Origin of the sequence: Flavobacterium anhuiense (genome assembly GCF_004151235.1) — a bacterium.
GTDB lineage: Bacteria > Bacteroidota > Bacteroidia > Flavobacteriales > Flavobacteriaceae > Flavobacterium > Flavobacterium anhuiense_A.
The window spans coordinates 75,207-95,036 of the sequence record NZ_JUIV01000014.1 but is presented as its reverse complement, the minus strand read 5'-3'; the positions used below and the strand labels follow the sequence as shown (position 1 = coordinate 95,036).

Annotated in this window: 13 protein-coding genes; 6 read left to right on the top strand and 7 right to left on the bottom strand. The window is 35.6% G+C overall.

The window, feature by feature from the left end:
* The first annotated feature begins 1 nt into the window (after position 1).
* The 3 genes from NU08_RS16320 to NU08_RS16310 all read left to right on the top strand — a co-directional run bounded on the left by NU08_RS16320 (position 2) and on the right by NU08_RS16310 (position 2,333).
* Entirely contained in the window at positions 2 to 472 is a 471-nt protein-coding gene (locus NU08_RS16320; RefSeq protein WP_129748181.1) for a copper resistance protein NlpE, read from the top strand.
* Positions 473 to 619: 147 nt separating this feature from the next.
* Entirely contained in the window at positions 620 to 1,741 is a 1,122-nt protein-coding gene (locus tag NU08_RS16315) for an XdhC family protein (protein ID WP_129748180.1), read from the top strand.
* Entirely contained in the window at positions 1,731 to 2,333 is a 603-nt protein-coding gene (locus NU08_RS16310) for an NTP transferase domain-containing protein (protein ID WP_242502575.1), read from the top strand. The genes NU08_RS16315 and NU08_RS16310 overlap by 11 nt, the downstream gene beginning before the upstream one ends.
* Before the next feature lie 219 nt (positions 2,334 to 2,552).
* On the opposite strand, the gene NU08_RS16305 is transcribed toward NU08_RS16310, so the two are convergent.
* Positions 2,553 to 3,704: a cysteine desulfurase family protein gene (locus tag NU08_RS16305; RefSeq protein WP_129748178.1), complete on the bottom strand. Its 1,152-nt coding sequence runs from the start codon at positions 3,702 to 3,704 to the stop codon at positions 2,553 to 2,555.
* Between the two features lie 391 nt (positions 3,705 to 4,095).
* Between NU08_RS16305 and NU08_RS16300 the strand changes: the two genes are divergently transcribed.
* Genes NU08_RS16300 through NU08_RS16290 form a run of 3 tightly spaced genes read left to right on the top strand, consistent with a single transcriptional unit; the run spans position 4,096 to position 7,923 of the window.
* Positions 4,096 to 4,734, top strand: coding sequence for a 2Fe-2S iron-sulfur cluster-binding protein (locus tag NU08_RS16300; RefSeq protein WP_129748177.1), 639 nt, complete (start codon positions 4,096 to 4,098; stop codon positions 4,732 to 4,734).
* Positions 4,731 to 5,711 (top strand): FAD binding domain-containing protein, encoded by a 981-nt coding sequence (locus tag NU08_RS16295; RefSeq protein ID WP_129748176.1) that lies wholly within the window; start codon positions 4,731 to 4,733, stop codon positions 5,709 to 5,711. Before NU08_RS16300 ends, NU08_RS16295 begins: the two co-directional genes overlap by 4 nt.
* 7 nt (positions 5,712 to 5,718) lie before the next feature.
* On the top strand, positions 5,719 to 7,923 hold the full coding sequence (locus NU08_RS16290) for a xanthine dehydrogenase family protein molybdopterin-binding subunit (protein WP_129748175.1): 2,205 nt from the start codon (positions 5,719 to 5,721) through the stop codon (positions 7,921 to 7,923).
* Positions 7,924 to 8,258: 335 nt separating this feature from the next.
* On the opposite strand, the gene NU08_RS16285 is transcribed toward NU08_RS16290, so the two are convergent.
* The 6 genes from NU08_RS16285 to NU08_RS16260 form a co-directional block, all read right to left on the bottom strand.
* On the bottom strand, positions 8,259 to 8,822 hold the full coding sequence (locus NU08_RS16285) for a DUF2911 domain-containing protein (protein WP_129748174.1): 564 nt from the start codon (positions 8,820 to 8,822) through the stop codon (positions 8,259 to 8,261).
* A 98-nt stretch (positions 8,823 to 8,920) separates the two neighbouring features.
* Entirely contained in the window at positions 8,921 to 10,726 is a 1,806-nt protein-coding gene (locus NU08_RS16280; protein WP_129748173.1) for a glycoside hydrolase family 2 protein, read from the bottom strand.
* A 213-nt stretch (positions 10,727 to 10,939) separates the two neighbouring features.
* Entirely contained in the window at positions 10,940 to 13,348 is a 2,409-nt protein-coding gene (locus tag NU08_RS16275; protein WP_129748172.1) for a glycoside hydrolase family 2 protein, read from the bottom strand.
* A gap of 73 nt (positions 13,349 to 13,421) precedes the next feature.
* The gene (locus NU08_RS16270) at positions 13,422 to 14,615 is read right to left on the bottom strand and encodes a glycoside hydrolase family 88 protein (protein ID WP_129748171.1); all 1,194 of its coding nucleotides are present in this window, start codon (positions 14,613 to 14,615) and stop codon (positions 13,422 to 13,424) included.
* A 380-nt stretch (positions 14,616 to 14,995) separates the two neighbouring features.
* The gene (locus NU08_RS16265; RefSeq protein ID WP_129748170.1) at positions 14,996 to 16,516 is read right to left on the bottom strand and encodes a RagB/SusD family nutrient uptake outer membrane protein; all 1,521 of its coding nucleotides are present in this window, start codon (positions 16,514 to 16,516) and stop codon (positions 14,996 to 14,998) included.
* A gap of 204 nt (positions 16,517 to 16,720) precedes the next feature.
* Entirely contained in the window at positions 16,721 to 19,723 is a 3,003-nt protein-coding gene (locus NU08_RS16260; protein ID WP_129748169.1) for a SusC/RagA family TonB-linked outer membrane protein, read from the bottom strand.
* Positions 19,724 to 19,830 lie beyond the last annotated feature (107 nt).

Sequence of the window (19,830 nt, the reverse complement as noted above, 5' to 3'; positions counted from 1 at the left end):
TATGAAGAAAATAGTTATACTTGCGTTTGCAACTGTTATTGTAACATCTTGTAATTCTAAAAATAGTAAAGATGAAAATAGTACTGTTTTGACAGACACTATTGTCAATAATGAAAAAGAGGATACTGTTGAGAGCATTTCTGTATATGAAGGAATATTGCCATGTGCAGATTGTGAGGGAATAAAAACAATCTTAAAAATTGATGTTGTAGCTAATAAATTTCAATTATCCACTACCTATCAAGGAAAACAGCCCGAAAAAAGCTTTACAGAAAAAGGCAATATCAATACAGAAAAAGGTTTAGAAAAAGATCCTGATGGAACGATTTTTATTCTAAACTGGGACAAACCAGAAAAAGATCAAACGTATTATGGTTACTACAGCAAAAATCCGGAAAAACTTTATTTATTAGATAGAAACAAAAAAGTAATCAAATCTAAGTTGGATTATTTTTTAGAATTAAATGAATAAAATAATTTAAAACCTTTTAAATTAAGCTTTTTACGGAAAATGTTATAAACTTAACTACTGCGATTGTACTTAAGTTTGTAATATTTTTTTATTTTTAAGCTGATAAAAAGTACCATCAATATTAATTTCTATTGATGAAGATTCACTATGAAGGAAATCAGCGAAATTCTAAAAGCTTACACGCAAGCAAAATCTGAAGGAAAGAAAACGGCTTTAGCGACCGTAGTTAAAGTTGAAGGCTCATCATACAGACAACCAGGCGCTAGAATGCTTGTAACAGAAGACGGTCAGCTTACAGGTGCAATAAGTGGCGGATGTTTGGAAGGAGATGCGTTGCGAAAAGCGCTTCTCTCTATAAATCAAAAGCAAAATAAACTTGTAACTTATAATACGAGTAACGAAGAAGATGCCGAAGTTGGTTTACAGCTTGGTTGCAACGGAATCGTTCATATTCTTTTTGAATATATAAATGAAGACGCTGGAAACAGCCCGATTCAGCTTTTAAAACAATTAGAATTAGAAAGGAAAGAAGCTGTGATTGTAACCGTTTTTTCTTTAAAAAGAAATGCTTTTCAAACTGGAACCACTTTGTTTTTTAGAAAAGACAATCCGCTTATAAATTATAACAATGATTTAAACCTAATTTCTGATGTAAAAGAAGTGCTTGAAAGCAAAACATCGGTAGTAAAAAAACTTCAGGAAGAAAACGACAACGAAGCCTTAATTGAATATGTAAAACCATCTATTTCACTCATAATTGCTGGTGCAGGAAATGATATTCAGCCACTGGTGAAAATGGTTGCTGTTTTGGGATGGAAAATTACTATTGCAGAAGGTCGCGCCACACACGCCACTTCAAAACGTTTTCCAGAAGCCAGCCAAATTTCGGTTGTAAAACCCGAACATTTTCTTGATCAAGTTATTATCGACGATCAGACTTATTTTCTTTTAATGACACACAATTACAAATACGATTTGACGGTTTTAAAATCATTATTGCAAACCAATTATCATTATGTTGGCATCTTAGGTCCAAAATCAAAATTCAATCGAATGCTAGATGATCTTTTGATTGAAGGAATTACAGTAAGCCAAGAACAGTTAAGCCGAATTCATAGCCCTGTTGGTCTAGATATCGGAGCTGAAACCTCAGAGGAAATCGCCCTTTCTATTGTTTCTGAAATTAAAGCCGTTGCCTCTGAACGTGCTGGAACATCGTTGAAATATAAATCGGGCAAAATTCATAATGAAATTCATTATGGAAAATAAAAATCATCAGAAAATTGGCATTATCATTCTTGCAGCTGGAAATTCGTCTAGATTAGGCAGACCCAAACAGTTATTAAAACATAAAGAATCAACTCTTCTCAAAAATACGATTTCAGAAGCTTTAAAGATTCAAAATTCTTTTTTAATAGTGGTAACAGGTGCAAATCATGATGTAATAGAAAAAGGGATTAATTTGCCTGAAATAAAACTTTCATTCAATTCTGAATGGGTGAGCGGAATGTCTTCTTCAATTGTCAAAGGAATTACAGAATTAATGCTTTTAAACCCCGATTGCGAACAGTGCATTCTATCAGTCTGCGACCAGCCTTTTGTAACAAGTTCTGTCTTCGAAAATTTAATCAACCAATCTAAGAGAACTGAAAAGGGAATTGCAGCATCAGCTTATGCGGAAACTTTAGGAACACCAGCTTTATTTCACCAAAAATACTTTGAGGAACTTCTAAAATTGAAAGGAAGGGAAGGAGCCAAAAAACTCATTAAAAAATATGCTGATGATGTAGTTTCAGTTCCTTTTGAAAAAGGAAATATTGATATTGACACGGAGGAAGATTATCAGAAGTTGATTTCTTAGATTTTAGGTGCAAAGGGTCAAAGTTACAGAGTTACGAAGATTTTCAGGTATAGTTTGTCATTTCGACGAAGGAGAAATCTCTACAAGTAGCTCTATAAAGATTGGCAATATTCTGTACGGAATTACCAAAGAAGATTTCTCCTTCGTCGAAATGACAAAATTATGAGGTATGATAAGTGATAATTAATCTTTACGAGATTAAAAACAGATCAAAAAAACTTAGTGTCTCAGCGCCTTAGCGGCAAACTCTTTAGCTAAACTCAAAACTCGCTCAACAGCAATATCAATTTCTTCTTCTGGAGTAAATCTTCCCAAACTAAAACGAATCGAACTCAAAGCGTCTTCATCAGATAATCCCATGGCTTTTAGAACATGAGAAGGTTCAGTAGTCACGGCCGAACAAGAAGCGCCGTTTGAGACGGATATATTTCCCAAAGCCAAAATCAGCTGTTCTGAATTTACGCCAGGAAAACAAATATTTGAAGTATTATAAATTCGGTTTTCTGTATTTCCGTTTACAAAAGATCCTTCAAACTGCAACAAACCTTTTTCAAGTTTGTCACGTAATAGAGAAACTCTATTTTGATCTTTTTCTAATTCATTTACAGCAATTTCCGATGCTTTTCCTAAACCTATAATTCCGGGAACATTTAACGTTCCGCTTCTTAATTTTCTCTGTTGTCCTCCTCCAAGAATCTGAGGAGATAATTTTACTTTGGCTTTCGCCGAAATGTACAAAGCGCCAACTCCCTTTGGGCCGTAAAATTTATGAGCAGATAAGGCTAAAAAATCAATTTCAAGCTTTTTTACATCAATCGGAATTTTTCCAACCCCTTGAGTAGCATCGCATATAAAAAGTACATTTTTGACTTTCAGTGTTTTAGAAATCGCACTAATGTTTTGTATGACGCCAGTTTCATTATTAGAAAACATTCCAATGAAAACCAGTGTTTTATCTGTTATTATTTCTTCTAAAAGTTGAATATCTAAAAGACCATCAGCAGCGGTTGGAAGATAAGTAACTTCAAAACCAATGCTTTCCATAAAGTGGCAAGTTTCAAGAACGGCTTTATGTTCGGTCTGCATGGTAATGATATGTTTTTTGTTTTGATCAGCGAGTCCTTTTATGGCCAGATTGATGCTTTCTGTAGCACCAGAAGTGAATATAATTTCATCGGCATTGGCATTAATTAAATCCGCAGTTTGCCAAGCAGCATTTTCAACAGCTTCTTTTACTGTTAAACCAGCCAAATGTGTACTGGTTGAATTGGCATAATAATTCGTAAAATAGGGAAGCATCGCATCCAAAACGCGTTCATCAACACGAGTTGTAGCATTATTATCCAGGTAAATGATTTCTTGCTGTGACATAATTTGAGCTTGATTCAGTAAAAATACAATTTCAGAATTAATCTATATGGAAAATTAACTGTAAAGCTCCCAAAGTTTTAATGCTCATAATTTTTTTCTCTCGCAGATTTTGCAGATTTAAACAGATTTTTTATTTATTTCTATCATAAAAAATCTTCGTAAATCTTTTTATCATATTTAAAATCTGCACTATCTGCGAAATCTGAGAGAAAAACAATAGAAAGCATTGCGAACTTTGCGAAACCATAGCGCCTTTGCGGTTTAAAAAACGACAAAATTGTAATTATTCTAAATAAGAGTAATGTTTGAATTTTATAATTTTTTCTTACATAAGATCGCTAAATTTGTTAGAATGACAAAAGCGAATTTGCTAATTTAACAAATAGATTGAATGGCTTCTAAAAAAACAAATCAGAATAAAGTAACGTCGGAAGATGCTAATTCCCGCCGTGACTTTATAAAGAAATCAGGACTTTTTACCGCTCTTGCTCTGACGCCTCCTTCATTGGTAATGGCATCAGAAAAGAAATGGGATGAAAAAATAGCGGAATATCTAGAAACTGTACCGCTTTCTATTGAAGTAAATGGCACAAAACATAATCTCAATATCGAACCAAGAACAACTTTATTAGATTTACTTCGTGAACAATTGCAACTCACTGGGACAAAAAAAGGCTGCGATCACGGGCAATGTGGTGCGTGTACAGTTCATGTAAACGGAACCCGAATTTTGTCGTGTCTTTCTCTGGCTTCAATGCAGCAAAACGCGCAAGTAACTACAATCGAAGGTCTTGCAAAAGGAAAAAAACTACATCCGATGCAGGAAGCTTTTATCAAACATGATGGCTTTCAGTGTGGATATTGTACTCCCGGTCAGATTATGTCGGGAATTGCGTGTATAAAAGAAGGCCATGCCAACAGCAGAGAAGAAATTAGAGAGTACATGAGTGGGAACATTTGCAGATGTGGCGCTTATCACAATATTGTCGATGCTATAACTGAAGTGAAGGAAGGAGGAAAGGAGATATGAAAAATTTTCAGATAATAAAGGCTTTGTCGTCTTCATCGGCAGTTACAGGAAAAGCAAAAGATAATTCGTCGATGTTTATTGCAGGAGGAACGAATCTTGTCGATTTAATGAAGAAAAATATTGTAGCTCCAGATAAACTAGTTGACATTAATGGATTGGATTTAAAGAAAATAGAATTCTTAAAAGGGAAAGTTTCAATTGGCGCTTTAGCAAAAAACAGTCAGGTTGCCGAAGATGCTTCTATAAAAGAAAAATATCCTTTGTTGGCATTGGCTTTAGCAGCTGGAGCTTCTCAGCAAATTCGCCATATGGCAACAGTGGGTGGTAATATGCTTCAAAAAACGCGTTGTTCGTATTATTACAATATTGATATGCCATGCAATAAAAGAACACCAAAAAGCGGATGCGGCGCAATTGGCGGTTCGAACCGAATGGCAGCAGTTTTTGGAACTTCGGATAGCTGTATTGCAGTCCACCCGAGTGATATGTGCGTAGCTTTGGCTGCGCTTGACGCGAAAGTTTTGGTAGAAGGTCCAAAAGGAAAACGAGAAATTGATTTCACCGATTTTCATCGAATTCCCGGAAACACACCAGAAAAAGACAATACACTTGACAGTAGAGAATTGATTACGGCTGTTGAAATTCCAGATAATAATTTTACTAAAAATGTGCATTATCTAAAAGTTCGTGACAGAACGAGTTATGCTTTTGCATTAGTATCTGTTGCAGTGGCTTTAGATATAAAAAACAATACCATCAATGATGTCAGATTGGCCATGGGCGGTGTGGCACATAAACCATGGAGATTGACTGAAACAGAAAAATTCCTGAAAGGAAAAACAATTTCAGAAGATCTATTTAAACAAGCGGGCCATTTGTCTATGAAAGGAGCAAAAGGATACGGTGATAATAATTTTAAAATAACGCTTGGAGAGAATGCAGTAACAGAAGCACTTACAATAGCAGCATCAAAATAATTAGATTATGAGCAAGACAAGTAATATTAATAGAGTTGACGGATTTGCTAAAGTAACGGGTTCAGCAACTTATTCGGCAGAGTATAAAACGGCAGGTGTTGTCTATGCCTGTTTGGTAGGAAGTACGATTGCGAAAGGAAGAATTAAAACCATTGATACTAAAAAAGCAGAATGGGCACCAGGGGTTTTGGCGGTAATTACACATTTAAATGTAGATAAACCTGCTGGCTACGAAAAAGCAAAGGACAAGCACAATTTTGGTCAGCCATTGCAGATTTTCAAAGATGATTCGGTTTTGTATTACGATCAGCCAATTGCTTTGGTGATTGCCGATACTTTTGAACGTATGCGATATGCAGCGAGTTTAATTAAAGCCGATTATTTTAAAGAAGAACATTCGACAGAACTTAAAAAAGCGGCTGAAAAAGAAAAAAAAGTAGAAACCGATAAAGGAAATGATTATCATCGCGGTGAACATGACGGCTATAAAAATGCTGAGGTAATATTAGAAACGGAATATACAATTCCAACCGAGGTGCATAACCCGATGGAATTGGCCAATATCATTGCCAAATGGGAAGGCAATAAACCTATTTTATACACAAAAAGCCAAGGTGTCGAAGGAACGCGCAGAAGTGTTGCTGGAGTTTTTGGAGTGCCTGTTGAAGATGTTGAGGTTCATGCTGAATATCTTGGAGGTGCTTTCGGAATGGGATTGCACACTTGGCCGTATGAAATTGCAGCTTTAATTGGAGCTAAAAAATTAAATCGTCCAGTTAAATTAGTGTTGCATCGCGAACAGATGTTTACCAATGTTGGGTTTAGACCTTACACCATTCAGAAAATGGGTCTTGGCGCAACCAAAGATGGAAAATTGACAGGTTTAACACATGAAGCTGTAGCGATGACTTCGAGTTATGAAGATTTTATGGAAGGAACAGTAAATATGTCTCGATTTATTTATGATTGTCCAAATGTTTCAACACGATATAGAATTGTTCCTTTGGACACTTGTACGCCAATTTGGATGCGCGGCCCAGGTGAAGCAACAGGTTCTTTTGCCTTAGAAAGTGCAATGGATGAAATGGCATATAAATTAAACTTAGATCCGATTGAATTCCGTAAACTGAATTATGCCGAAAAAGATCAAGAACAAAATAAACCGTGGAGCAGTAAATATCTTTTGGAATGTTACGAAGGCGGAATGGAACGCATTGGCTGGAAAAACCGTAAAAATGAACCAGGTTCCGTTAAAGAAGGAAATTGGCTGGTGGGCTACGGAATGGGAACAGGAACTTTCGGCTGTTATCGAAGTCCAACTTCTGTAAAAGCAAAATTATTGGCCAATGGTGATTTAGTTTTGCAATGTAGTGTAAACGATATGGGACCGGGAACGGCAACTATGATGACGGCGATTGGAGCTGAAGTTATAGGTTTGCCTGCGGAAAACGTAATTATCGAAATGGGTAAAAGCGGACTGCCAAAAGGCCCAACACAAGGAGGTTCGGCAACGACTTCATCTGTTGGTTCTGCGGTACACGATGCTTGTAATTTATTATTGAGTAAAGTAATCGAATTGGCAAGTAAAAGTTCATCTTTGAAAGGAATTGCTATTACCGATTTAACTTTTGAAAATGGCGTGATTTCTTCAAAAAAAGACAAATCGAAATCGGTTACGTTAGCTACACTTTTAAGTAGTAATAAATTAGAAGATTTTGAAGTAGAAAATCTTTCTAAAGCTGCTGAAGAGGCTAAGAAATACTCAATTTACTCTTTTTCCGTTCATTTTGTAAAAGTATTGGTGAATCCGAATTTGGGTAAAATAAGATTGGCTCACGTAGTTTCTTGCGCTGATATTGGAACGGTAATCAACCAGAAAACTTCTGCAGGACAAATGTTTGGCGGTGCAGTAGGAGGAATCGGAATGGGATTAATGGAAGCTTTAGAAATCGATCATCGTTTTGGACGTCCAATCAACAATAATTTTGCAGATTATCATGTTCCTGTAAATGCTGATATTGAAAAACAAGAGGTTTTCTTCGTTAATAAAAAAGACCCAATCAGTAATCCAATGGGAACGAAAGGTCTGGGTGAAACGGCTTTAGTCGGAATGGCGCCTGCGATTGCAAATGCTGTTTTTAATGCCACAGGAAAACGTGTTCGAGATTTACCAATTACATTGGATAAAATTATAGAAACTGTTAAGGTTTAAAACTAAAAAGACTTATAATAGTCCCTTTGAGAGTAGGATCTTAAAGGGATTTTTTTGTGCTATGAAAAAGTCTTACAAAGCAAAAGAACAGTAAAGTTTGTCGACTGATTATCACACAATCTTGTCATTTCGACGAAGGAGAAATCTTCGCAAGCAGCTCCGCAATAATAAGCCAATCTTTGTAGAGTTTCTCGTGGAGATTTGCTTTGCCTGTTCGCTATCGCTCGAGTCTCCTTCGTCGAAATGACAAAAATGGGTTTACTTTTCAAAAAAAAAATCGCAAAGCTTAAAAAAACTTTGCGACTTTGTGCCTTCGTGACATATATTAGTAAAACTTATTTAACCGTAATTGGCAATTCAACCGTTGTTTTGTCCCATCCAATTACAAGATTTGCTACATTCCCTTGAGTTGTAAATGCAATAGACAAAGCTTCGATTACATCAGAAACTGGTTTTACAGGAACAGAAACTCTTACAACATCTTTGCTTTCGTCGTAAGCATAACCTCCCCATAAATCTAATTCTTTGTTGATAATGATAGTCCATTTATCTTTTTCTGGAATAGCAAATAAACTATAGTATCCTGCAGGAACTTTTTTCCCGCCAATTGTTACATCTTTGTAGAATTTAATCTCTGTGTTTTCATTAGCACCAACTCTCCAAACTTCGCCAAACTTTACCACATCACCGAAAATTGTTCTTCCTTTTGCAGAAGGTCTTGCGTAAAGCACCTTAATAACAGGATTTGGATTATCCGTTTTTTTGAATTTCACCGCTTTGTTTGGGAAATACGAAATATCAACCGGACTTGCATCAAGCGGAGCAAATTTTACTATGTCTTGAGCCTGAACTGTAAAAGCAGCAAACAAAGTAACTGCTAGTAAATAGAATTTTTTCATGGTTTACAATTTTTAGATTAACTACAAAGTAAATTAATAATGAAGAAAAATCATATAATTTGAAGCCTGTTTTTTGTTAATGAATTGGTAATAATGAATTAATTCTGATATTCCTTTTTCTTTTTAGCATACCAATCCTGCATAATATAAAACGCTTTTTTCTTTTCACCGTCATTTGAAATTAAACCTTTACGATTATAACCGTCCTGAATACCTGGAAGCAATCTTTTTGGAGATCTGAAATCAACCAAAATCCAAGGGCTTGTACCGCTTAGATGTGGAATCTTTTCAATCATTTTTAAATTTTGAATGTATAAATATTCCTGATATTCCTCTGTCCAGCGTTCGTTTTTCTCTCCATGGAAACCGGCTTTTGCATCGCCTCCAAATTCAGAAACAACAATAGGTTTATTGTATTTCGATTTCCATGTTATTTTCTCTGCATCTTCCAAATTTCCGCCGTACCAGCCCAAATATTGATTGAAAGCCACAACATCTAAAACTTCACCAATCGGGTCATCAATAGTTTCTTTTTTGGTTAATAAAGCAGCGCTGATTAATCTGGTGTTGTCTAATGATCTCGTGTGTGATGCTAAATTTTTAATGAACGTATTTCTAGCATCAGAAATTGGAGTTTCATTTGCCATTGACCAAATAATAATACTCGCTCTATTTTTATCTCTTGTAATAGAAGCAGTTAACTGATCTTCGGCATTTTGATAGGTGTTTTTATTGGTGAATTCAACTGTCCAATAAACGGGAATTTCCTCCCAAACCATCAATCCCATTTTATCAGCTTCACGGATAATGTTTTCGTTGTGCGGATAATGTGCTAAACGAACATAATTACAACCCAATTCTTTTGCCCAATTTAGCAAACGCAAAGCATCTTCTTGAGAATTCGCGCGTCCGCCTTTTGCATTTTCTTCGTGAATGGAAATTCCACGTAAAAAGATTGGTTTTCCATTTAGTAGAATTTTATCTTCTTTCGTATCAATAGTTCTAAAACCAATTTGATCTTTTAATTTTTTTCCGTTAAAGTCAACTATAACCTCATATAATTTTGGATTTTCTGGTGACCAATATGAAATCTTTTTAACTGGAATTTCGAAGTTTAAAATTCCTTTATTATCAGCTTTTCCTTTAAAGTTGATTTTTAATTCAGGAATTGAAATCGAAATATTATTTTGTGAAGCTTCTAAATTATTGATTTTAATAAAACCAGAAACAACATTTGCATTGCCTTTTTTCAGTTGAATCGTGTAATCTTCAACAAATGAATCTTCTTCTTCAATTAAAGTGACATCGCGCGTGATTCCGCCATAATTCCACCAATCGGTATTTACAGTCGGAACATCTTCTTTGTGACGCGTATTATCAACTTTTATAACCAAATAATTATCTTTTGGCTGTATAATCGAAGTCACTTCGTAATTAAACGGAGTAAAACCGCCTTCATGTGTTCCTAGCTTTTTTCCGTTTAAATAAACATCGGCTTTGTAATTGATTGCACCCAAATATAAAAATAGGCGTTTATTAGCTGTTAAATTATAATCGAAAGACTTTTTGAACCAAACATTTCCTTCGTAATATTTTAGTTCCTGTACTTGCGAATTCCAATCTCCAGGAATATTAATTGTAGGCGATTTATCAAAATCATATTCTACCAATTCCTGTTTGTTTTGAGCATGATAATTACTGAAAAATGCTCCTTTTGCCGGTTTTTCTTGTTTATCGAATTGCTCCATATGAAAACTGTAAAACCCAGTTTGGTAGGGATCAATAATGTAATTCCAAACACCGTTTAAAGAAGTGGTATTTCGGTTTGGTACGTTAGAAATTAAACCTTGTGATTGTCCAATTGCGAACGATGTCAGGAATAATAATGTTAGAATTTTTTTCATTTTTTAAATTTGTTTATTATGTGTTTTGCCACGAAGGCGCTAAGGCACGAAGTTTTCTCTTTTTTGTCATCCTGACGAAGGAAGGATCACACTCGTAACTCTACAAAGATTGGCGACAAAGATTGCGGAGCTTCTAGTGTGATCCTTCCTTCGTCAGGATGACAAACTAGACTAAAAAACTTTGCGTCTTAGCGACTTTGTGGCTAGAAAATCTTATTCAATAGGAATCCTCAAATATTCTCCTTTAAAGCTCTGGTTCAATGCCGTCATTTCAATCGGATTCCCAGAACCATCAGGAATTACTTCGATAGAAGCTTTTCCGTTTGCCATTCTTATCGATTCGCTTCCAGTTGGTGTTCCTTGATTTTTTAAAGTTTTACCGCCTTTTAAACATTGAAAATAAACACTTTCTTCATAATCTAAACAGCGTAGATTGTTATTGTCAATCGCAATTGCAGTTACCAAATAATTACCATTTTTTAATTTTTCTGATGAAAGTTGCAACGATGAAGCCGTATCATTTTTATTGAAACGATAATTCACTTTCAATGTATCAGAAACTGTTTTACCATCTTTTGTTTTTCCAACGGCGATTAAAATATTTTCCCCTTTCGTAAAATTGACATTCCAAGTTAGGCCATTTGCTGGATACAGAGCAAGATTTCGTTGTTTTTCTCCTAATGATTTCCCATTATGGAAAAAAGTCACTTTTTCACAATTGCTGAAAACACTTATCGTTCTCGGTGTGTTTTCAGGGCCTTGGCGCTCTGTCCAAGTGTGCGATTCAATATAAGCGAACGGTTCTTTCGCCCAATAGCTTTTAAAAACATAATACGCATCTTTTGGAATTCCGTTTCGGTCTGTTAAACCTTTTTGGTTCATGTACGGAATATCGTCTTCAGGACGCAAAGGCGTTGCAAAATCCTTAAATGCCCATTGTATGTTACCCACGAACGTTGGGTCATTCTCGGATATATGCAAATGCCAATCAAATAAATCGACTATATAATTTTCGCTCCAGTCGCCAATTTGAGCAATGTTTGCAATTTTAGTTTGAACAATCGCTTCTTCCCAACCTTCAGCTTTTATGACATTTTCGCCCGTAACTGGATTTTCACTGTGACGTCCAACATGACTATCTCCGCCATATTCGGCATGAATAAAATGTTTGTATTCTTTCTTGTAAACATCAATTGCTTTTTGATAACTTTTATAACTTCCTGAATACCAGCCAGACCAGATTGAAGGAGAGAAAACATCTACAATATGCGAACCTTCATAATACTTTCTAATAGCCGTTTTTCGAGTTGGATCGAGTTTATGGGCAATATCATTCAATTCATTTAAAAAAGCATTGGTTCTATCTGCATTATCGCCATCAGGAAAATCAGGAAGCCAGTTTATTTCATTTCCTAAAGACCAGATAATAATACTTGGATGATTATAATTTTGATTGATGATTTCCGCCAACATGTTTTTGGTATTCGTTTTCCAAACGTCATTACCAATTCCGCCGCGGCACCAAGGAAGTTCATCCCAAACTAATAAACCAAGTTCATCGCAAGCCTTATAAACTTCTGGATCTTGCGGATAATGTGCTAAACGGACAAAATTAGCGCCCATTTCTTTGATTGATTTCATGTCAGCCCAATGCTGTTCGTTGCTCATCGCAGCGCCAACACCAGCTTGTTCTTCATGACGATGTGTACCGCGAATCAATAAACGTTTTCCGTTCAAATAAAAAGGGCCATGATCTTTAAATTCAAACCATCTGAAGCCAACTTTTTCTGAAACGCTATCTTTAATTTGATTTTTTTCTGATAAAATTGCAGAAAGTCTGTATAAGTTCGGTTTTTCAGTATCCCAAAGTTCTGGATTTTTGATGTTTTCAAAAGTGATGGTTGAGGTTTTATCTGTAACCAAAACGGTTTTGCTCGCTACTTTTTTCCCTTTCGGATTTTTAAGCGTTACGGTTAGCGATAAATCTTTTGAATTGTCTGGATTTACAAAAGAAGAAACAATTTGAACAGAAGCTTTTTTAGCAGAAACTTCAGGAGTTGTAATTTTTATATTTTCGATATGATTTTTGTATTTCGAAACCAGCCATACATCACGTGTGATTCCGCCATAGATAAAGAAATCGCTTTTTTGAGACGGAATAATTTCGATGTCATAACTATTATCCACACGAACAAAAATATCATTGTTCCCTTCTTTTATCAAATTTGTAATGTCAATAGAAAAACCGATATAACCGCCAATATGCGATCCAGCTTCTTTTCCGTTGACATAAACTATTGTAGTGACATTCGAACCTTCAAAGTATAAAGAATAAGCCCTGTTTTTGTCGATTTGCGGAATATTTAATTTCTTCTGATACCAGCTTGCATCGCGTCTGTAACCTGGATATAGATCGGTTGCATCTTCGGCATTCCATGTGTGGGGTAGATTTAGAGAAGTCCAGTTGGAAGCTTTTTGTGCTTCGTTTAATTTTTGAGTATCATTTTCTAAATAAAGCCAATTGTCATTAATGTTCATCTTTGTCTGAGCAAAACTGCTCAGACAAATTTGAAACAAAACAAAAAGCGCAAAAATTGAAAAAGTTTTATTCGTTTTATTCATAGTTACAAAGGTTCAAAGTTGCAAAGGTTCATAGGTTTTTCTGGCTTAAAGGTTCAAAGATTCAAAACCTTTGTTACTTTGAACCTTTGAACCTTTGCACCCTTATTAATGCTTCCAAAAAATAATAATCGGCGTAGATTATTGGTTCGTCAATTTCGTCGTGTTTTGGCCAGTTTCCTGTACTGTGATCAAATAAGAAGGGTGCTTTAATTTTAGCATCTAAAATATATTTATCCGTTTGTACGGAAGCCATTAGTTTATTGGCGAAAGCCAAATAGTTATCATTTTTAGTATAACCGTACAATTCGTATAAAGCAGACGCAATTACCATGGCTGCAGAAACATCTCGTGCCGAATTTGGAATACTAGGATCTTTAAAATCCCAATACGGAATTCCGTCTTCAGGAAGATTTTTATTCGTCATAAAAAACTTTGCTGTTCCTTCTGCCTGTTTTAAATAAGCAGGATCTTTTGTATATCGATAAGACATCGTGAATCCGTAAACAGCCCAAGCCTGACCTCGTGCCCAAACCGAATCATCATTGTATCCTTGAAGAGTTGTTTTTTTTCTAACTTCGCCAGTTGTTGGATTATAATCAATAACGTGATAGCAGGAATTGTCTTCTCTAAACTGATTTTTTAAAGTTGTATTAGCGTGCTGAATCGCAACGTCACGATATTTTGGATTTCCAGATATTTTAGATGCTTCAAAAAGCAACTCAAGATTCATCATATTATCAATGATTACCGGATAATCCCAAATTTCCTTGTTGAAATCCCAAGAACGAATCGCGCCCACTTTTGGATTGAATCTTTCGCATAAAGTTTCGGCGCCTTTTACAATTACCGCTTCGTATTCTTTTTTGTTTTCCACTTTCAGCGCTTCTCCAAAACTGCAAAACACTTTAAAACCTACATCATGCGAATTGCTGTTGACACTTTCCTTTTTGCTAAAAGGAGTCCATTTTTGAGCTTGTTCTTTATATTTTGAATCGCCAGTCAATCGGTACAATTGCCAAAGATTTCCAGCAAAAAAACCGCTTGTCCAGTCTCTCGATGGCACTTTGCGAATTTCTAGAGTTTTGATATTCATGCTTCTTGGCATCGACATAGAATCTACCGGATAATCGAGTAGCATTTTGTAACGCGTTTCGAGTTTTTCTGTCGCCAATGAAGTAGTTTTTGTCTGAGAATTAATTCCAGATTTGCACGCCGTTGCCAGCGATGCAAATCCAAGAATTAAAAAAATGAAACTGACATTCTTCATAGTAAAATAAATATTTTGTAATGGTGATTTTGGACACGGATTAGATGGATTCGCTATCACGAAGACGCTGGTTTGCACGGATTTTTTTTTTTTTTCACGCAGATTTGAAAAGATTTAAGCTGATTTAAAATGGATTCTTTTTATTTGAATGTTTTAAAAGAGCTTTTTATTAATGTTTTATAGTCTGTATGAAAATTTTTTCTCTCGCAGATCTTACAGATTAAGCGGATTTTTTATTTCACGAAAATCATTTTTTCGAATTAAATCTGCTTCAATCTGTAAAAATCTGCGTGAAACTAAATACACATTACGTAATTAAAAAATCCGTTTCAATCCGCGTTTTTGCGATAGCAAATCCGTTTCATCCGCGTCCCATACTATTAATAACCAGGATTATTTGGTTTTAAATTCGGATTAATAGCTAACTCAGTTCCTGGCAATGGCCATAAATAATCTCTGTTCGGATCAAAATTAGCATGTGGCTCTAAACCGTTTGGTCCGAATACTTCTGGTCCGATTTTTAATCTTTTAATGTCGTACCATCTGACATATTCAAACGCCAGTTCTAATCTTCTTTCGTCAATAACCATTTTTCTAAAATCGGCTTGAGATAATCCTGGAGTTATATTTGCAGGGAAAGAAACCAGTTTTCCAGCTTTATTTCTCGCTCTTGCGCGAACACGATTTACATAACCATCAGCCTCTGTTGTTCCGGGAGTAATTTCATTTAAAGCTTCGGCAGCAGTCAATAAAACTTCTGCATAACGCATTGTGATATAATTATGTTGAGAAGTTCTTCCGTTCGCGCCAGCTTTTCCCGGAAAACGGAAATATTTTGCAATATGCGGACGTGGTGCTTTTTCGTTATCACTTGAAGGATAAACCTGAAGCGATCCACCTGGACCTGTTTTCTTTCTGATAATGGTATCAAAACTTACGGCTCTTCTGTAATCTCTCTGATCCCAAGTATTGAATACTTTTAAAGACGGAACTGCAACAGAAAATCCTTGTCCATAACTGTAACTGTCATCTTTTAAAGATCCTGTAAAAAATGCGGTATAATCTTGACCGTAATTTCCAGAAGTCAAGTTGTTAAAGTCGATTGTAAATAATGGCTCTTTTAATGAAGCAGTTTTTGTAGCATTGAATAAATCTTGAAAATCAGCATCAAGGCCTAAACCAAATTTTGCTTCGTTTGTAATAACAAATTTTGCTTCATCATACGCTTTTTGAAAATTTCCTAAAGTTAAATAAACAGAAGCTAAATATCCAGCAGCAGTACCCTTTCCTGGAACAGCTTTTACTTTTGGTTTGTCATCTAGCCATTGTTTGGCAAACTCTAAATCGGCAATGATTTTAGGGTAAACATCTGCTTCTTTGGTTTTACTTAAAGAATTTACTTGCGATACATCATTCACAACAAAATCTACATACGGAATATCTCCAAAAAGGCGCACTAAATGATAATAGGCAAAAGCTCTTGCAAAATAAGCTTGAGCCACAATGGCATTTACTTTAGCAGGATCTCCAGGTGTTTTTTTAGCGCCTTCAATTGCTTGATTTGCTGCTGTTATGATTACATACGATTGAGGCCAAAAGTTTGCCACAAGCGCATTGGTATCATTCATTGACATATCGTTTACATCAATACGAGCCGCTTGTGTTGTTCGGTCTCCAATATCGGCCATATCATCGCGAAGCATAAGGGCAATTGTAAATTCTCTTCCCCAATAATTGTTGTGACCAATGTTAGCAAAAGCGCCATTTACTGCAGCCTGTAAATCGTCTGTATTATTGAAAAAGTTCGCTGGACGAATAATTCCTACTGGTTTTTCTTCCAGATCAGAACAGCTGAATAGAGCCATGGTTCCGAAGCAAAGAAAAGCTATATATTTTTTCATAGTATTTTTATTAGAGCTAATTGGATGTAATTAATTTAACACATAGAGACATAGGTTTAAAACTCTTAAAAAGGCGTTTCACTTATCTATAACACACATAGAAAGCTATGTGTTAGAAACCATGTTTCTTTCTGCATTCTTTACTTAACACATAAAATCTATGTTTCTATGTGTTTAATTAATAGACCCAAAGAGGTTATTAGATTAAAATTTTAAATTGAATCCTGCAGTAAAGGTTCTTACGTTTGGATATCCTCCATAATCCAATCCTAAATTGGTATTACTTCTTGAGTTCGTATCGTTTAAGTAGTTCGTTTCAGGATCTGTACCTGGATAATCTGTAATAGTCCAAAGGTTTTGTGCGCTGATGTAAAAACGAACTTTGCTTAATCCCATTTTCGAAACAATTTTTTCATCTAAACTGTATCCGATAGAGATGTTTTTTAATCGAATGTAACTTCCATCATAAACAAATCTTGAAGTGATTCTTTTAGTTCTTGCTGCATTTGCAGGAACATTGGTATCAGTATTGTTTGGTGTCCAAGCATCTAAAACTTCAGTTGTAGCATTGTTGTTTCCAGAAGCCAATTCCATCAAAGTATAGTTTAGGATTTGATTTCCTTGCGAACCTTGAAAGAAGATATTCAAATCAAGATTTTTATAGGTGAAATCATTGTTAAATCCGAAGATGAAATCTGGATTTGGGTTTCCAATGATGGTCTTATCCTGAGAATCTAATTTTCCGTCGCCATTGTAATCTCTGAATTTTTCTCCTCCAGGAGCCGTTTCAAAGTTTCCTGGCAATACCGTTTCTCCTTGTTGAATTACACCATCATAAATAAATCCGAAGAAAGAGCCAACCGGCTGTCCAACTCTTAAAATCTGTGACTCAGTCGCTAAGAAATGCCCAGGCGCAGAGTTGATTAAAAGATCTTTATTATCGGCTAATTTTAATACTTTATTTTTGTTTGAAGAAATATTAAAGTTGGTTGACCAAGTAAAATCTGCACCAATGAAATTTCTCGTATTAATACCCAATTCCCATCCTTTATTTTCTAATTCACCCACGTTTTGAAGCTGAGAAGCAATTCCAGAAATTCCAGGAAGTGGTCTGTTGAACAATAAATCTTTGGTAATTGTTTTATAATAATCCGCCGTTATGCTGATTCTATTGTCAAACAAACCTAAATCAATTCCGTAATCTTGCTGATAAGACGTTTCCCATTTTAAATTCGGATTATCTAATGAAGTCAACTGAACCGCATTGGTAATCACGTCACCGCTTACATAATAGATTTCAGAGAATCTAGAAAGAGTAGAGTAGGCACCAATTGAAGGATTTCCTGTTGCTCCGTAACTTGCTCTTAATTTTAAGTTTGAAACCGTTTTATTGTCTTTTAAGAAGTTTTCTTTGCTAATGTTCCATCCAATTGCTCCAGAAGGGAAAGTTCCGTATTTATAGTTTTTACTAAAGCTAGAAGAACCGTCTCGTCTTGCTGTGAAGGTCAGTAAATATTTATCAGCATAATCAAAATTCAACCTTCCGAAAGCAGAGATTAATTCCGTTTCAGATAAGCCAGAATCCGGTTTTAAGAAAACTGTTCCTGCTCCCAAATTTCTATACGAATTGGTATTCGTTAAAAAACCTCTTGAAGCGGCATACGAATTTTCGTTTTTGTTTTTTTGATATGAATATCCTCCCAAAACCGTCAGCATTCCTTTGTCGATAATTTCACGTTTGAAAGTCAAATAATTCTCTGTTAAGAAAGAAGAAAATCGTGTATTGTTTACAGAAGCTTCTCCTTTGATATTTTTTCCGGCAATTAATGTTGAAGGAATAAATCTCCCAGTTTGCGAATTACTATCGGTTAAACCTAAAGTGGTTTTAAAATCTAGATCTTTTGTAATTTGATATTGGGCAAAGAAATTGTTTCGGTTTGTAACAGAAACGGTTTCCAAGATATTCTCCATTGCTGTTGCGTAAGGATTGTCAATATCATCACCAATTGGAGCGGTTGTCGTGTAAGTTCCGTCAGCATTGTAAATTCCTTTATCAGGCATAAAACGATAAGCCGATGCGATAACACCCGCAGCTCCAGTTCCTCCAGCGCTAGTCTGGCTTACAATTCCTTCTTTGTTCTGTTTGCTTGTAAAAGTGTTTAAGCCCACTTTGAATTTTGGAGATAAATCAGCTTCAAGATTTCCTACGATTGTGTATTTGTCAATTCCTGAATTGATTACAACACCATTTTGATTGAAATACGTTCCAGAAACATAATATCTTATATTTTCAGATCCGCCAGAAAAAGACAATTGTGAGTTAGAAATCATTCCTTCACGATAAATTACATCTTGCCAATCTGTATTTGCTGGACCTTGCGTGTGCGTTGTAAAGCTTTTTCTGTAAGCCGCAAATTGATCGGCATTCAATAAATGCAATTTGTTATTTACCGATTGGACAGAAGTCGAATTGCTAAACTCAATAACTGGTTTTCCTGGTTTTCCTTTTTTTGTCGTTACCATAATAACCCCGTTAGAGCCTCTAGATCCGTAAATGGCTGTTGCAGAAGCATCTTTTAAAACCTCGATCGAAGCGATATCTTGAGGAGCCGGCATAGAAGCACCTGCAAAACCGTCAACAACAATCAGAGCATCTCCACTCGCATTAATAGAAGTTCCTCCACGAACTCTAATTTTTACAGGAGCTCCAGGCTCACCACCGTTATTGGTCATTACCGAAACACCCGCGGCACGACCTTGTAAAGCTTGTTCTGCATTTAAAAGAGGAAAAGCAGTCAATTCTTTTGCTGTAACAGAAGATACAGATCCAGTAATGTCGCTCTTTTTACGAGTTCCGTAACCTACTACGATAACTTCGTCAAGCGCTTTTGTATCTGGTTTTAAACTTACATTGATAACGCTTTTTGTTCCAACTGGAATTTCAACAGTCTGAAACCCGACGAAATTGAAAACTAAAACGGCATTTTTTTCTCCGACAATCACAGTATAATTTCCGTCCATATCCGCAGAAGCGCCAACAGAAGAATTTTTGATATAAACATTTGCACCTGGAAGTCCGAGCAAATCTTCGCTGGAAGTTATTTTTCCAGTCACTTTTCGGTCCTGTGCGTGCATCACGATATTTACCAGTAAAAAAGATACCAGCAAACACCATTTAAACGATTTGTTTTTGTGGTTTGTACACATTCATTTTTTGGTTTTAGGGTTAATAAGCTAGATAAAGTAGAAAAGCAATAAACTCATTCCGATGATGAGAATGACAAATAAAATTTGAAGTACTAGGTAGCTCGTTT

What these genes read in the sequence shown, in the direction of transcription:
- NU08_RS16305 (WP_129748178.1), bottom strand. Translation starts at nt 3,704, where the DNA reads ATGTCACAGCAAGAAATCATTTACCTGGATAATAATGCTACAACTCGT.
- NU08_RS16295 (WP_129748176.1), top strand. Translation starts at nt 4,731, where the DNA reads ATGAAAAATTTTCAGATAATAAAGGCTTTGTCGTCTTCATCGGCAGTT.
- NU08_RS16300 (WP_129748177.1), top strand. Translation starts at nt 4,096, where the DNA reads ATGGCTTCTAAAAAAACAAATCAGAATAAAGTAACGTCGGAAGATGCT.
- NU08_RS16290 (WP_129748175.1), top strand. Translation starts at nt 5,719, where the DNA reads ATGAGCAAGACAAGTAATATTAATAGAGTTGACGGATTTGCTAAAGTA.
- NU08_RS16270 (WP_129748171.1), bottom strand. Translation starts at nt 14,615, where the DNA reads ATGAAGAATGTCAGTTTCATTTTTTTAATTCTTGGATTTGCATCGCTG.
- NU08_RS16285 (WP_129748174.1), bottom strand. Translation starts at nt 8,822, where the DNA reads ATGAAAAAATTCTATTTACTAGCAGTTACTTTGTTTGCTGCTTTTACA.
- NU08_RS16280 (WP_129748173.1), bottom strand. Translation starts at nt 10,726, where the DNA reads ATGAAAAAAATTCTAACATTATTATTCCTGACATCGTTCGCAATTGGA.
- NU08_RS16320 (WP_129748181.1), top strand. Translation starts at nt 2, where the DNA reads ATGAAGAAAATAGTTATACTTGCGTTTGCAACTGTTATTGTAACATCT.
- NU08_RS16310 (WP_242502575.1), top strand. Translation starts at nt 1,731, where the DNA reads ATGGAAAATAAAAATCATCAGAAAATTGGCATTATCATTCTTGCAGCT.
- NU08_RS16260 (WP_129748169.1), bottom strand. Translation starts at nt 19,723, where the DNA reads ATGTGTACAAACCACAAAAACAAATCGTTTAAATGGTGTTTGCTGGTA.
- NU08_RS16275 (WP_129748172.1), bottom strand. Translation starts at nt 13,348, where the DNA reads ATGAATAAAACGAATAAAACTTTTTCAATTTTTGCGCTTTTTGTTTTG.
- NU08_RS16315 (WP_129748180.1), top strand. Translation starts at nt 620, where the DNA reads ATGAAGGAAATCAGCGAAATTCTAAAAGCTTACACGCAAGCAAAATCT.
- NU08_RS16265 (WP_129748170.1), bottom strand. Translation starts at nt 16,516, where the DNA reads ATGAAAAAATATATAGCTTTTCTTTGCTTCGGAACCATGGCTCTATTC.